The sequence below is a fragment of the Janibacter sp. UYMM211 genome (assembly GCF_040547045.1).
Taxonomy (GTDB): Bacteria; Actinomycetota; Actinomycetes; order Actinomycetales; family Dermatophilaceae; genus Marihabitans; species Marihabitans melonis.
Genome location: NZ_JBEPOY010000003.1, coordinates 49,754 through 63,881 on the forward strand (window position 1 = coordinate 49,754; position 14,128 = coordinate 63,881).

Genomic DNA, 14,128 nt, shown 5'->3' on the forward strand with positions numbered 1-14,128 from the left:
AGCGTTCACCACTGATGGAGCGATGCATCGTCGAGAGCTTCGTTGCTGCGCCCTGTCCGATGCTGCACCCCATAAGGTCGGAGCCTCTTGTCGAGGAGGCGCGCGAAGCCGGAAGCCGAACGACCCCATAACGCACTGATCTGCCGCGTATGGCCGCTCGGGCTCACTCGGTCCTCCTAAGCGGCGTCGGCTTCCTATCGCCGGAGTCAGCGTCCATGGCCTCCGCGACGGCGCGGTCTCGGTCCCCAGTGGCTCGCTGGTAGTAGAGCGCCATGTCGCCGGTGGCGTGCCCCAACCTGTGCTGCATCTCACGGACCGTGGCGCCGGCCTGCGCCCCGAGGGTGGCTGCTGTCCTTCGCAGGTCGTGCCAGTTGAGGTCGGGCCGGCCGATGGCTTCGCGGGCTGCGAAGAACCCGTACGCCTTCTTCACGTACGTCTTCCGGCCCCGACGTTCGATACGAGCGGCTCGGCCATAGAGCGCGGTCGGGGCGAGGAGCTCACCGTTCGCGCCAGGGAAGACCAACGCGTTACGGCCGGAGACGGGTTGGTCGCGTAGGTGTTCGCGCAGCGCCTTGACGACGCTCGGAGGCATGGCCACTGTGCGCTTGCCGGCAGCGGTCTTCGGCGGTCCCGCGATCTTCTTGCCGTCGGCACGGATTGCTGTGCGGGCCACCGTGATGGTGCCATCCTCAAGGTCGACGTCGCGGCGACGCAGGGCGACGGCCTCGCCAAACCGGAGTCCGCAGAGCCCGCAGATGAGTGTCAGCGCTCGGTGCTTCTCTGGCATGGCATCCGCCAGTGCGAACAGCTCCGCTCGGGTCAGCACCTCGGGCTCGCGTCGGACTCTGGAGCGCCCTCCGGCCTTGATGCGCACGGGGGAGCGGGCGATCAGCTCGTCATCCTCGGCCTGCGCCATGATCGCTCCAAGGACCTGGTAGGCGTGGGCCCGCGCAGTGGGCGTTCGGTCTTCGTAGGACGCGAACCACGCGCGGACTGACGAGACGGTGATGTCAGGCAGGAGCGTCTCTCCAAAGGCAGGAATCAAGTGGCGCTCGATGGCGGTGGTGTAGCTCGCTTTGGTCGAGGCTCGCAGCTCGTGCCGTCCTGCGAGCCAGGCGCGGGCGTAGCTCGCGAAGGTGTTCCTTTCCTCCTCGGTCTCCGCCGCTAGCGCAGCCTTGTGCCGAGAAGCCGGTGGCGACCATCTTCCCGAACTGATGAGGCGTCGTTCATCGGTGAGCCATGCTTCTGCGTCTTCTCGGGTGTCGAAGGTGTGCGGGGCTCGATGCAGCAAGGGGGCGGTGTTGCCATGTTTGGTGACGCGGGTTCGGCCCTCAGGGTCGGCGTATCGGGCCCGGTAGCGGCCGGAGCGCTCGACGAAGATTGAGCCGAAGCCTCTGCGTCGCCTTGCCATCGCCACTCCCTCTGCGTACACAGTGCGTACATAATTCGTGCTCGCGTGTCCGTTTACGTCCAGGCTCGATCCGTGCTAGCGTCCTGATTATCGCAGGAACCGGGACAAATTGCCGGTGTACGCAGGGTTGTCTGAAGCATGCACCAAAATGTTTCGAGTCCCTTTACGTCCACCCTCTTCGTCCCCGAGATCGCGCCCCCTAGTTGGTCGAGGTGCGAGTGCCGTTGCTGGTCGAGGTGCGAGCGCCAGCGAGCCTCGAGACCACCTGCTGCCGCCGCTCCGGCGCGAGAGGGCTCGCGGAGCCTTGGTCCTCCCTCCGCCTCGGGCGCTGCGCGCCCTTCGCTGCGGTCCGGTCCGCTTGATGCTCCGCGAACCCTCCCGCGCCTGCGCTCACCTCGCCCCGTGCGCCGGTCGAGGTGCGAGCGCAGTTGCTGGTCGAGGTGCGAGCGCTAGCGAGCCTCGAGACCACCTGCCCCGTTCGCTCGTCGAGGTGCGCGCGCCGGCGAGCCTCGAGACCACCTGACCCGCCCCCTCCGCTCATCTCCTGCGCTCGACGAGCACCGTGTCGAGCCAGGTGCCGGCGAGGGGGCCGTGCGTCATGAGGGCGATCCGCTCCCTGGTGCCCACGGTGCGGAAGCCGTGGGCGTGGTGCAGGGCCAGGCTCGAGAGGTTCTGGGGGAAGAGCGTGGCCTGCACGGTCCAGATCCCGCTCTCGTCCGCCGCGGCGAGCAGGTCCGCGAGCAGGCGCCCGCCGACACCCTGACCGCGAGCCACGGACGCGACGTAGATCGAGTGCTCGACGACCCCGCGGTAGACCTGGCGCGTCGACACGGGCGTCACCGCAGCCCACCCGACCACCTCGCCCCGATCATCGGTCGCGACGAGGCGGGGGGCGGGCAGCCGGTGCTCGTCGAAGCGCTCCCAGGTCGGCGGCTCCGTCTCGAAGGTCGCCAGCCCTGTGGCGATGCCCTCGCGGTAGATGCGCTCGACGTCGGGCCAGTCGCCCGGGGTCATCGGGCGGGTCTGGCTCGTAGCTGCCGAGGTCATCGCGTCATCGTGCCAGCCGCCGCGACGGGGCTCAGCGCTGTCGGTGGTCGCTGGCAGAGTTCTTCCATGGCAGCGATCGCGACGGCGCGGTGGGGCGGAGCAGGTGTCCTCCCCGGGCTCCGCGATGCACTCCGGTCGTTGCAGCTGCAGCACGACCTCGGCGACGAGACGTGGCGGCTCGCCGACGACGAGGTGCACGACGCGCTCGCCCTCGTCGGACAGCTGCGCCAGCTCGCCGACGTGGCTGAGGTCGCCGTGGTCCGCGAGGGTCTCGAGCGCGGGCTGCCGGCCGAGCGCTCGTGGTCAGCCCACGACTGGGTGGCACGATCCGAGGCGGCGCGGGCACCCGCGCCCGACGTCCACCACGTCGCCCGGGTGCTGCGGGTGGCGAAGGGGCAGACCCGCGTCCCCGAGGTGACTGCGGCCTTCACGGCCGGAGACCTCCCGCTGACCAAGGCCGACCAGCTCGTCCGGCTGGAGACGCAGGTGGCGCCGGTCGCCGAGCCCGAGTCCCTCGCCGAGGCCGTGCGCATCCTTCTCGACGGTGCTCGCGACGACGTCGTGACGACGGGGCCCGGCGGGCACGGTCCGCACGAGCGCATCAGCGGGCTCACCGAGCGTCAGCTCGCGCAGGCCGTCACCCGGACCGGGCGCTTGCTGCGTCCGGCCGACGACCTCGAGCACGACGACCGCCGGGCGCGTTCCGCACGAGCGCTCTTCCGGCACGAGGGACCGGCAGGGCTCACGTCCTACCGGGTCGTCCTCGACCCCGAGGGAGCAGCCGTCGTCGACGCCGCGCTCGCGGCCCTGTCCGGTCCGGTGACCGGGCCCGAGGGCGAGCGCGACGAGCGCAGCCCGGCGCAGCGCCGTGCCGAGGCGCTCCTCGAGATCATCCGCCGCGGCGTCTCGGCGCCCGGCGAGGTGCCCCGCACCGACAAGGCGCAGGTCCACGTGCTGATCCCGCTCTCCACACTCCTGGGCGACGACGCCCACGGGGGAGCGACGACCGCGACCGGCCAGGTCCTCGCACCGTCGGTGGCCCGTCGGATGGCCTGCGACGCCGGCATCGTGCCCGTCGTGCTCGGCGGCTCCGGCGAGGTGCTCGACATGGGCCGTGTGGTGCGTCTCTTCACCCCGGGCCAGCAGCGTGTGCTGTGGCACCGCGACCAGGGGTGCACCTACCCGGGGTGCACCGTCCCGCCGCAGTGGTGCGACGCGCACCACGTCCGCTGGTGGTCCCGCGGCGGCCTGACGGATGTCAGCAACGCCGCCCTCCTGTGCCAGCGGCACCACACCAGGGTGCACCAGCTGGACCTCATGGCGACGGTGACGAGCACCGGGGTGACCTGGCACCTCTGACCCGGCCCCGGTCTGCGGGCGGGCCGGGGATGCGTCGGGTGGTTTCCGGCCGGGAACGATCCGGCTGATGCGGGGTGGCTGGGTGGGGTCATCGGGGCGGCTGAGCGTTCTTTCGGTACGGTCGCCCGCGTGAGTCATGACGTCCGGCCAGCGACCCCCGTCGACCTGCCCGAGGCGGCCCTCACCCTCGTACGGGCCTTCGAGCACTACCCGTGGACGCGGTGGTCGATCCCCACGGACGACCACCTCGCCCGGCTCGAAGAGCTCCAGCTGCTCTACCTGGCGCACGCGCTGCGCCACGGGGTCGTCCTCGTCGACGACGAGGTGCACGGGGTGGGTGCCTTCCTGCCGCCGGGCGCGCCGGACCCCGACGATGCGACGCAGGCCCGGGTCGCCGAGCTCATGGACGACCGCCTGCCTGTCGTCATGTCCGCGGACCTGCCCGCGCGGCCCGCGGGGGCGTGGGACCTCGCCACCCTCGGTGTGCGTCCGGGCAGCGCCGGGCGCGGTCTGGGCTCGGCGGTGATCGCCGAGGGGCTGCGCCGGGTTGACGGCATGATGTCGTCGGTCGCGCTGGAGACCTCGGACGCGCGCAACGTGCGCCTGTACGAGCGGCACGGCTTCGTCGTCACCGGGTCGACGGAGATCCCGGACGGTCCGGTCGTGTGGTCGATGTGCCGCGAGGCGACCAGCCCGGAGGCCACCGTGACAGGGTCCGGTCTCACCGCGGGCTGACCGATCAGCCGAGGTCGCGCCGGCGGTACGCCCACGTGCCCCCACCCACGAGGAGCGCGACGACGACGAGCTCGACCGCCCCGGGCACCGGGTCGAAGGGCTCGACCGGCACCCCCGGCAGCACCGCGAAGGGGGACACCCGCTCGACGCCCTCCGGCAGCCCGAGGCTCTGCCCGAGGAGGGCGAGCACGGCGACCGCTGCCACGACGACCCATGCGAGCGGGACCGCCCGGGGTCGTGCGCCCACGAGGAGGACGGCCACGCCGACGACGACGAGGACGGCCGGCAGATAGCTCAGCTGGCCACCGACGACCTCGGTGGGGCTCACCCCTTCGCCGCCGCCGAGGACGTACCCCACGACGAGGCCCAGACCCGACGTGAGGAGGAGCAGCAGCGAGCCGGCGCACGCGACGGCGACCGTGGCGCCCACCCACCGGGTGCGAGAGACCGCCGCGGCGAGCACGAGCTCGCCGCGGCCGGACTCCTCCTCGCCGTGCAGCCGGGTCACGCAGGCCACCCCGAAGGCCGTCGACACGACCGCGAGGAAGAGCAGGACGTAGCGCACGAAGGCGTCGACGAGCGCCTCCTGCGCGCTGCCGCTCGCGCCGATGTACTGCCCGATCTCGGGGTTGGAGGCGAGGAGGTCGGGGATCGTGGGGATGACCGCCCCGTAGATGACGGCCAGGGCGGCGAGACCGACCACCCAGCCGACGAGCGCGCCTCGCTGGACCCGCAGGACGAGCGCGAAGGGGGAGGCGAGCCATCGCGAGGCGCGGGCCGGACCGGGGCGGGGGTGGAGGAGGGCGCCGCCGTGGTCGCGGCGGGTCTCGAGCCAGGCCGCCACGACGAGCAGAGCGCCCGTCGCGACGACGAGCAGCCCGGCCGGCCACCACCGCTCGGTGCCGAAGGCCTGCATCTCCTGCGCCCACCCGAAGGGGGAGAGCCACACGAGGGCGTCGTCGCGGATCGCCCCGAGACCACGCACGAGGTACGCCACGCCGACGGTGGCTCCCGCCAGGGCCAGCGCGGTGCGGGCCGAGGACGTCAGCTGGGCGGCGACGAGCGCGACGGCCGCGAAGCATCCGCCGAGCAGCACCAGGCCGACGGCGTAGGCGACGCTGCCCGCCGTGCCCAGGCCGACGCCGAGCATCGAGATCGCGGTGATCCCGCCGACGGCGAACGCGGCCGCGACGGCGTGGAGGAGGGCGGTGAGGGTCGCGGCGTGGCGGCCGACGACCCCGGAGCGCACGAGCTCGGAGCGACCGGACTCCTCGTCGCCCCTCGTGTGCCGGACGACGAGGAAGATCACCATGAGGCACACCCCGAGCTGGGCCACCTGCGAGATCTCGTTGGCGGTGATCCCGCCGATCGTGTCGATGCCGGCCTGGCGCCCGGACATCAGCCGGCTCACCGGGCTCGTCCCGACCGTGGCGGCGTAGCCGGCGACCTTCGCCGGGGTGTCGTAGACGGACTGCACACCGACCGCGCTCCAGGCGACGAGCCCGCCCAGGCCGAGCACCCACGCGGGCAGGCGCACCCGGTCACGGCGCAGGACGAGCCGGGCGAGCTCGCCGGTGCCGGTCAGCCCGAGGTTCACGACGGGCCCGGCGGTCGCTCGTCGGGGGCGCCCGGGGTGTCCGCGTCCGTGTCCGCGTACTGGCGCAGGAAGAGCTCTTCGAGCGTGGGCGGGTGGGCGACGAGGGAGCGCACCCCGAGCGCGGACAGCGCCGCGAGCACCCCGTCGAGGTGCGCGGGGTCGACATCAAGGCTGACGCGGTCGCCGTCCGCGCGCAGGTGGTGCACCCCGTCGACGTCGGCCAGCGCCCCGGGCGGCGCTGTCACCTGCGCGCTCACCGTCGTGCGCGTCAGCTGGCGCAGCTCGGCCAGGCTCCCCGATCGCACGAGCCGACCGGCCCGGATGATGCTCACCCGGTCGCTCAGCGCCTCGGCCTCGGCGAGCACGTGGCTGCTCAGCAGCACCGTCGCGCCGTCCGCGGCGGCCTCGCGCACGCACCGCTGGAACTCCGCCTCCTTGAGCGGGTCGAGCCCCGACGTCGGCTCGTCGAGCAGGTAGAGATCGGCGCGGCCGGCGAGGGCGGCGACGAGCGCGACCTTCTGCCGGTTGCCCTTCGAGTACGTGCGCGTGCGCTTCGTCGGGTCGAGCTCGAAGCGCTCGAGCAGCTCGTCGAGCCGCCTTCGGTCCAGACCTCCGCGCAACCGGCCGAGCAGGTCGATGACCTCGCCGCCGGTGAGAGTCGGCCACAGCGTGACGTCGCCGGGGACGTAGGCGACCCGCCGGTGCAGCGCGGCCGGGTCCGGCCAGGGGTCGGACCCGAGGAGGCGCGCCCTGCCGCTGTCGACGCGGATGAGGCCGAGGAGCACGCGCATCGTCGTCGACTTGCCCGCGCCGTTCGGCCCGAGGAAGCCGTGGACCTCGCCCGTGCGCACCTGCAGGTCCAGCCCGTCGAGCGCCCGGGCCCGCCCGAAGGTCTTGACGACGTCGCTCAGCTCGACGGCCAGCTCCATGTCTCGATGCTGGCACGGGTCCGGCGCCGCGTCAGCCCGATCGGGGCAGGACCTCCCGGATGCCCAGCGCCGCCCAGAGGGCGGCGGCGCAGCACAGCGCGACGACCATCGTCACGAGACCGCCCCAGCCCAGCGCGCTCCAGGCGAGCCCGCCGAGGTAGCCGAAGATGCTCGACCCGCCGTAGTAGCACAGCGTGTACAACGAGGTGGACTGCGATCGGTCACCGCGAGCGGCCGTGCCCGACCACCCGGACGCCACCGAGTGGGCCCCGAAGAACCCCGCGGTGAGCACGACGAGGCCGATGACGACGACGAGGAGCGAGTCGGCGAGGGTGACGAGGGTGCCCGCGACCATGACCCCGGTCGAGGCGAGCAGCACCGCGCGTCGTCCGAGCCGGGCGACGAGCCCGGCGGCGACACGAGAGCTGAGGGTGCCGGCGAGGTAGGCGAGGAAGAGCAGGCTCGCCGCGCCCACCGGGACGAGGAAGGGCGGGGCCTCGAGCCGGAAGGTGAGGTAGTTGTAGACGGCGACGAAGCCGCCCATGAGCAGCAGCCCCTGCGCGTAGAGCGCGACGAGGTGACGGTCGCGCAGGTGCCGGCGCACCGCCTGCAGGGTCGTCCCCACCGACGAGCGCCGTGGTCGGAACCCCTTCGGCGGCGGCGTGACGGCGAAGAAGACCGCCGTCGCCACCGCTGCGAGCACGGCGACGGCGAACGTCCCCACGCGCCACCCCGCGACGTCGGCCACGGGTGCCGCGACGAGCCGGCCGAGCAGCCCCCCGACGGTCGTGCCCGAGACGTACGTCCCGGCGGCGACGGCGGCGGAGCGGGCCGAGACCTCCTCGCTGAGATAGGTCACGGCGATGCCCGGGATGCCGCCGAGGGCCACCCCTTCGAGCACCCGCACGACGACGAGCACCTCGAACCACGGGCACCACGGCATGACGAGCCCGAGGACCGTCGCGCTCACGAGGGCGAGACGCATCGCGCTCACCCGCCCGACCCGGTCGGCGAGCACCGACCACGGCAGCACCGACAGCGCCAGCCCCGTCGTCGCCGCGGAGATCGACAGGCTGGCCCGCGCGGGGTCGATGTCGAGGTCGCCCGCGAGGAGGGGGAGCACGCCCTGCGGCGAGTACAGCTGGGCGAAGGTCGCGACACCCGCCCCGAGCAGCGCGACGAGGATGCGGCGGTACTCGCGGCTGCCGCGGTCGTGGCCGCGCCAGGACGCGTCGGGGCTCGTGGACGTCGGCCTCACACCTCGCGCTCAGGGGGTGCCGGGGCGCACCGCGTCCGCAGTCTAGGAGGCGGCGCGGACGCCGCCGTCGACCCGCCCGCGTCGCGCCAGGCCCGCGCGCGCCCCACCGGGGAGGGACCGCCGGTGGGACCCGCGGGTGAAGCGGTCGGGGTGCAGCCACTCGTCGGTCGGCAGGGCGGTGCCGTCGAGGAGCGCCTCGGTGATCAGGCGTGCGGTGACGGGGGCGAGGATCATCCCCCACATGCCGTGGCCGGTCGCGACCGCCAGGCCCGGGGCGACCCGCGAGGTGCCGACGAGCGGCATCCCGTCCGGGGTGCACGGGCGCTCGCCGGCCCACCGGTCTATCACCTCCCGGCCGGCGAGGTCCGGGAGCACCCGCGTCGCGACCTCGAGCAGCGCGTCGGCGCGGCGCAGGTCGGCCGGCCGGGACTCGTCGCCGAACTCGATCGACCCGCACACCCGCACCCGGTCCTCGAGCGGGGTGACGACGACGCGGTGCTCCTTGATCCGCACGGGCATGCGCAGGTCGGACTCGGTGGCGGCGACGTCGACGACGTAGCCGCGACCGCCGCGAAGGGGGAGCTCGACGCCGACCTGCGCGGCGAGGACGGAGGACTGGACGCCCGCGGCGAGGACGACGTGATCGGCGTGCACGGTGGTGCGGTCGGTGACGACGTGGTGCCCGCCGTCGGCGTGCGGCACGAGCGCGCGCACGTCGGTGCCGAAGTGCAGCTCGGCGCCGTGCGCGACGGCGTCCTCGAGGGTCGCGCTCACGTAGCTGCGGCTCTCGACGGTCCACTCGTCCTCGTCGTGCGACCCGCCCGCGACCTCGCCGAGCATCGGCTCGAGCGCGCGCAGCTGCTCCGGCGAGAGGGCCGCTCCCCGGGCCTCGCGGAGGTAGACGTCGACTGCGCCGGTCCGTCGCAGGGTCGGGCTGAGACCGCGGTCGGCGAGCTCGCGGTGCAGCGTGGTGCTCTCGTTGGCCAGCGCGCGCAAGAGCTCGCCGCCGGGACCGGAGCGGTGCGGCGCGGCGGACGCCGCGAGCCGCCCGAGCCAGGGAGCCAGACCCCGCGCGGGCCGCACGGCCACGGCCGCCGGGCGACGCAGCATCTGCACCGGTGCCTCGCGCAGCAGCGCGGGCGTCGCGAGGGGCGTCACGTGGCCGGGGGCGAGGATCGCGGCGTTGGCGTAGGAGCACCCACCGCCGATGCCCGGGGCGCCGTCGACGACGACGACCTCGGTGCCGCGCCGCGCGAGGTCTCGGGCGACGCTCGCGCCCACCACCCCCGCCCCGACGACGACGACGCCGACCCGACGGGGTCGGCCGGAGATGCTGCTGGGGACGCTCTGCTGGGCCATGCTCCTCACGCTAGGCACCCGCGTGACCGGTGCCATCCTCCCTTCGGGATGATCATCGGGAGCACCACGGAGGTCGTCGTGAGATCTTCGGTGCGCACCGGCGTCGACGAAGGGGGTGAGGGCGTGAGCCCGCCGATCCGCGTCCTCCTCGTCGAGGACCACCCCGTCGTGCTGCGCGGGCTGCAGGCGATGCTGCGCGAGCACGACGACGTCGCCGTCGTCGGCGAGGCGGGCACCGCCGCCGAGGCGTTGTCGCAGGCCTCCCGGCTGCAGCCCGACGTCGTCGTCCTGCCGGTGCGGCTCGGGGGCATCCGCGCCAGCATCGAGCTGTGTCGTTCGATCAAGACGGCCTGCACCGCGCGGGTCGTCGTCTTCACGTCCTTCACCCGCACCGTCGACGTGCAGATGGCGATGCTCGCCGGCGCTGACGCCCTCGTCGCGAAGACCGTCTCGGCCGACGCGCTCCTCGCCGCCCTGCGCCAGGTGCGCGCCGGGGGAGAGGTGCTCGACCTCGGACCCGGCGCCGACCGTCCGACCCCGCGTCTCACGCCGGCCGAGCCGCTCACCGACCGGGAGGCGCAGATCCTCCAGCTCGTCCTCGACGGGCTGACCAACCCCCAGATGGCCCAGCGCCTGCGCATCGAGGTGACGACCGTGCGGACCCACATGCGCAGCATCCTGCGCAAGCTCGGCCTGGAGTCCCGGCGCGACCTCGTGCAGCCCGCTCGCCCGGGCCTGGACACGGGAGAGGGCTGACCCAGCCTCCTCGCACCCTCGGGCGTTAGCGCCGGCCCATGCCTACCGTCATCACCGACCGGACGTCCCGCCCCGTGAGCTCGCTCGTCGCGATCGTCGTCGCGGTCGTCACGGCCGGCTACATGCTGCCGTGGGCGATCGCCGCGGTGCGGGGCAACCGCAACACGTGCAGCGTCTTCTGGGTCAACCTGCTCCTCGGCTGGACCGTCGTCGGCTGGGTGGTGGCCCTCGTCATGTCGATCCGCGAGCACCGGGTCCTCGGGGTCCGCTGACCTGCGACCGCTGACCTGCGACCGCGGGGCCGGCGCGCACCGGGACGGCGCGCGCCGGGGACCCCGGTCGGTCAGTACGCGACGGTGAAGCGGGCGCGGCGGTGCGCCGGCTGCTCGATCTCGTCGACGACGGCGAGCGCGAGGTCCTCGCCGGAGATGAAGGACTCGCCCTGCTCGTCGGCGAGCAGCACGTCGCCGCCGGTGCGGTAGCTGCCCGTCGCCTCTCCGGGGGCGTACGCGCCGAAACCCGCGGCGGGGGAGAGGAAGAACCAGTCGAGCGCCTCGTCGGAGGCGCGCAGGTCCTGCAGGACCGCGGTGAGCTCGCGAGCCTCCGGGGCGAAGGCCTCCGGGAAGTCCGGGGTGTCGACGAGGAGCGGGCCGCCCTCGGCGACGTGCAAGGACCCGGCGCCGCCGATGACGCCGAGGCGGACGCCGCGCTCCTGGGCCTGCCGCGCCGCGGTCGCGAGGATCCCGCGCAGCGCGCCCTGCTCCGCGAGCTCGCCGCGTGGCGAGACCGCGGAGACGACGACGTCGGCGCCCTCGACCGCGGCGGCGACGACGGCCGGGTCGGAGAGGTCGCCGGTGCGGTGGGTGGCGCCCTCGACCGGCTCGGCCGGGGCGCTGCGGCTCCACGTCGTGACGTCGTGCCCCTTCGCCGCGGCGGTGGCGGCGATGTGGCGACCGGTGTAGCCGGTGCCCCCGAGGACGGTGATGCGGGTCATGGGTGTGCTCCTTGGTGGGTCAGCGCGGCCGGGCCTGGTGCCGGGCCGCTCCATTGGTTACCGTAGGTGACCTGGTATCGAAGGGGAAGAAGGCACTTGGCGGTGACCAGGTCACCGGGCGGTCACCGTCGCGCCGCCGTCGCCCCGCTCGAGCCGCACCGACCCACCGCAGCAGCACGCGCAGCAGCAGCACGCAGGGGCCAGAGCAGGCACCGCAGGAGCAGGAGAGACATGACGACACCGCAGGACTACGACCCCTACGTCCAGGGATGCCCCTCGCGCGCCCTGCTCGACCGCATCGGCGACCGGTGGACGGTGCTCGTCATCGGGGTCCTCGCCGACGGGCCGCAGCGCTTCTCGCAGCTGCGGCGCCGGGTCGACGGCGTCTCGCAGAAGATGCTCACCCAGACCCTGCGCGGGCTCGAGGCCGACGGGCTCGTGACGCGCACCGTCTACGCCGAGGTGCCGCCCCGGGTCGAGTACGAGCTCACCGCGCTCGGTCACTCGCTGCGCGTGCCCCTGCTCGCCCTCGAGGACTGGGCCCGCGAGCACATGGACGAGGTGCTCGGCTCGCGGCAGCGGGTGGCCGAGCGGGTCTGACCCGCGCTCAGGCGGCGGTGCAGCTGCCCGTAGGGACCGCGTCGGTCATCCCCGGCGCGCGCTCGACGACCGGCGCGGCGACCGACGCCGGCACCGCGTACGCCACCCGGTCGACCGCGACCGCCTTGGCGAAGACGACGCCGATGACGTGCCCGTCGGATCCGAGGACCGGGCCCCCGGAGTTGCCCTGCTCGATGTCGGAGGCGAGCGTGAGCACGCGACGCAGCCGTGACTGGCCGTCGGTCGTGACGATCGTGCTGCGCTGGCCGACGACCTGCGCCGCCTCGAGCTGGAGCTGGCGCACGCCGTGCGGGTACCCCGCGACGACCGCGACGTCGCCGGACCGGGCTCCGGTGCGCAGGCTGAGGGCGGGGGCGTCGAGCCCGTCGGTCGCGACGACGGCGAGGTCCTGGCGCTCGTCGACGTAGACGACGCGGCCGGTCACCGGCAGCTCGCCCGGCGCCCGCACGACCGGTGCGTCCACCCCGGCGACGACGTGCGCGTTGGTCATCACCCGGTCCGGCGCGACGACGAAGCCGCTGCCGGTGACGACGCTGCGGCAGGCGCGGGCGTCCCCGCTCACGCGCACGACCGAGGCGCTCGAGCTCTGCAGGGCGGCCGAGTCGACGTCGACGGCGGGGATCGACGGGGGCTGCGACGGGCTGCCGGCGACCTCCGCGAGCCATGGCTGGCTGCGCTCGAGGGCGCGGGCGAGGGCGGTGCGGTCCTGCAGCTCGTCGGGCACGACGCGGGTGAGGGCGGCGAGCGCCCGTGAGCTCGACACGCTGTCGGTCACGGTCGCCGAGCCGACGACCGGCACGAGCGCGGCGACGAGCACCCAGATGACGGCGGTGATGACCGCCCCCGCGAGGGCGCCCCCCGCGGCGTCGAGCCAGCCCAGCCTGATGCGGGTGAGCGCGCGGTGGAGCAGGCCGCCGAGCGCGGTGCCGAGCGCGGCGCCGGTGACGACGCACAGGATGCCGGCGACGACGACGAGCAGGGTGGGCGAGGTCTGCGGCCCGAGCCGCTCCTCGGCCCACGGGACGACGACGGCGAGGGCGAGGAGCGCGCCGCCGACGGCTCCCGCGAGCGCCCCGACCGTGCGGCCCAGGCCTCGGGCCCACCCGCTGAGCACGGCGGTGAGCAGGGTGACCACGACGAGGAGGTCGACGAGCAGCGCGCCGTCCATGAGGCCTCCTGAGGTCGAGGGCGGTCCCCGGAGCGTAGGTGTCGCGGCTGTGAAAGTGCTGCGCCGGCACGGGCCCCATCGGGGCGGATGCTCCCTAGCCTGAGGTCATGAGCCAGACCACCCCCACCGCGCCGCGCTACGACGACCTGCGCGCGCTGCTGATCAACTGCTCGCTGACCAAGGACTCCACCCAGTCCCACACCGGCGTCCTGCTCGAGAGCCTCGGCGCCATCATGAGCGGTGCCGGCGTCGAGGTCGACACCCTCTACGCCATGGACCACCCCATCGCCCCGGGCGTGCAGCCCGACATGCGCGAGGACTTCCCCGACGACGCCTGGCCCGACCTGTGGCCGCGGGTCGAGCAGGCCGACATCCTCGTCATCGGCACCCCGCTGTGGCTGGGCGAGGAGAGCTCGGTGTGCCGCCGGGTGGTCGAGCGGCTCTACGCGATGTCCGGCGAGCTCAACGACCAGGGCCAGTCGGTCTTCTACGGCCGCGCCGGCGGCGCGATCATCACCGGCAACGAAGACGGGGTGAAGCACACGGCGATGTCGCTGCTCTTCGCGCTCAGCCACATCGGCTACACGATCCCGCCCCAGGCCGATGCCGGCTGGATCGGCGAGATCGGGCCGGGCCCGTCCTTCGGCGACGAGCAGGAGGGCGACCAGCCGGTGGGCTTCGACAGCGACTTCACCGCCCACAACTCGACGATCATGGCGTGGAACCTCATGCACACCGCCGCCATGCTGCGCCGTGCCGGCGGTCTGCCGACGTACGGCAACGACCGCCAGGCGTGGTCCGACGGCGAGCGCTTCGGCTACGTCGCGCCGACCCGCAGCATCCCGAGCAGCTGAGCCGGGTCCCCCTTCGCCCGGTCCCCGGCAGGAGGGCGAA

General features: G+C 73.9%; 14 protein-coding genes. 6 read left to right on the forward strand and 8 right to left on the reverse strand.

The window, feature by feature from the left end; translation table 11 throughout:
* Window positions 1-163: 163 nt before the first annotated feature.
* Both ABIB53_RS09430 and ABIB53_RS09435 read right to left on the reverse strand, forming a co-directional pair.
* Complete coding sequence (locus ABIB53_RS09430; protein WP_354587990.1) at window positions 164-1,411, reverse strand: tyrosine-type recombinase/integrase; 1,248 nt, start codon at window positions 1,409-1,411, stop codon at window positions 164-166.
* Between the two features lie 537 nt (window positions 1,412-1,948).
* Window positions 1,949-2,458 carry a GNAT family N-acetyltransferase gene (locus tag ABIB53_RS09435; RefSeq protein ID WP_354587991.1) on the reverse strand — a complete coding sequence of 170 codons (510 nt, stop codon included), beginning with the start codon at window positions 2,456-2,458 and terminating at the stop codon, window positions 1,949-1,951.
* A 66-nt stretch (window positions 2,459-2,524) separates the two neighbouring features.
* Between ABIB53_RS09435 and ABIB53_RS09440 the strand changes: the two genes are divergently transcribed.
* Complete coding sequence (locus tag ABIB53_RS09440; protein WP_354587992.1) at window positions 2,525-3,817, forward strand: HNH endonuclease signature motif containing protein; 1,293 nt, start codon at window positions 2,525-2,527, stop codon at window positions 3,815-3,817.
* A 129-nt stretch (window positions 3,818-3,946) separates the two neighbouring features.
* The gene (locus ABIB53_RS09445) at window positions 3,947-4,552 is read left to right on the forward strand and encodes a GNAT family N-acetyltransferase (RefSeq protein ID WP_354587993.1); all 606 of its coding nucleotides are present in this window, start codon (window positions 3,947-3,949) and stop codon (window positions 4,550-4,552) included.
* A gap of 4 nt (window positions 4,553-4,556) precedes the next feature.
* On the opposite strand, the gene ABIB53_RS09450 is transcribed toward ABIB53_RS09445, so the two are convergent.
* Genes ABIB53_RS09450 through ABIB53_RS09465 form a run of 4 tightly spaced genes read right to left on the reverse strand, consistent with a single transcriptional unit; the run spans window position 4,557 to window position 9,695 of the window.
* Complete coding sequence (locus ABIB53_RS09450; protein ID WP_354587994.1) at window positions 4,557-6,149, reverse strand: ABC transporter permease; 1,593 nt, start codon at window positions 6,147-6,149, stop codon at window positions 4,557-4,559.
* Window positions 6,146-7,078, reverse strand: coding sequence for an ABC transporter ATP-binding protein (locus ABIB53_RS09455; RefSeq protein WP_354587995.1), 933 nt, complete (start codon window positions 7,076-7,078; stop codon window positions 6,146-6,148). Before ABIB53_RS09455 ends, ABIB53_RS09450 begins: the two co-directional genes overlap by 4 nt.
* A gap of 31 nt (window positions 7,079-7,109) precedes the next feature.
* The gene (locus ABIB53_RS09460; protein WP_354587996.1) at window positions 7,110-8,336 is read right to left on the reverse strand and encodes an MFS transporter; all 1,227 of its coding nucleotides are present in this window, start codon (window positions 8,334-8,336) and stop codon (window positions 7,110-7,112) included.
* A gap of 42 nt (window positions 8,337-8,378) precedes the next feature.
* Complete coding sequence (locus ABIB53_RS09465; RefSeq protein ID WP_354587997.1) at window positions 8,379-9,695, reverse strand: NAD(P)/FAD-dependent oxidoreductase; 1,317 nt, start codon at window positions 9,693-9,695, stop codon at window positions 8,379-8,381.
* A 78-nt stretch (window positions 9,696-9,773) separates the two neighbouring features.
* On the opposite strand from ABIB53_RS09465, the gene ABIB53_RS09470 reads away from it, so the two are divergent.
* Window positions 9,774-10,451, forward strand: coding sequence for a response regulator (locus ABIB53_RS09470; protein ID WP_354587998.1), 678 nt, complete (start codon window positions 9,774-9,776; stop codon window positions 10,449-10,451).
* A gap of 38 nt (window positions 10,452-10,489) precedes the next feature.
* Entirely contained in the window at window positions 10,490-10,723 is a 234-nt protein-coding gene (locus ABIB53_RS09475; RefSeq protein ID WP_354587999.1) for a superinfection immunity protein, read from the forward strand.
* A 71-nt stretch (window positions 10,724-10,794) separates the two neighbouring features.
* Here ABIB53_RS09475 and ABIB53_RS09480 read toward each other — a convergent pair whose 3' ends face one another.
* Window positions 10,795-11,445 carry an NAD(P)-dependent oxidoreductase gene (locus ABIB53_RS09480; RefSeq protein WP_123091853.1) on the reverse strand — a complete coding sequence of 217 codons (651 nt, stop codon included), beginning with the start codon at window positions 11,443-11,445 and terminating at the stop codon, window positions 10,795-10,797.
* 231 nt (window positions 11,446-11,676) lie between these two features.
* Between ABIB53_RS09480 and ABIB53_RS09485 the strand changes: the two genes are divergently transcribed.
* The gene (locus ABIB53_RS09485; protein ID WP_354588000.1) at window positions 11,677-12,045 is read left to right on the forward strand and encodes a winged helix-turn-helix transcriptional regulator; all 369 of its coding nucleotides are present in this window, start codon (window positions 11,677-11,679) and stop codon (window positions 12,043-12,045) included.
* A 7-nt stretch (window positions 12,046-12,052) separates the two neighbouring features.
* Here the strand turns inward: ABIB53_RS09485 and ABIB53_RS09490 are convergent, their stop codons facing one another.
* Complete coding sequence (locus ABIB53_RS09490; RefSeq protein ID WP_354588001.1) at window positions 12,053-13,234, reverse strand: MarP family serine protease; 1,182 nt, start codon at window positions 13,232-13,234, stop codon at window positions 12,053-12,055.
* Between the two features lie 107 nt (window positions 13,235-13,341).
* On the opposite strand from ABIB53_RS09490, the gene ABIB53_RS09495 reads away from it, so the two are divergent.
* Window positions 13,342-14,088, forward strand: coding sequence for a flavodoxin family protein (locus ABIB53_RS09495; RefSeq protein ID WP_354588002.1), 747 nt, complete (start codon window positions 13,342-13,344; stop codon window positions 14,086-14,088).
* The last annotated feature ends 40 nt before the right edge of the window (window positions 14,089-14,128 follow it).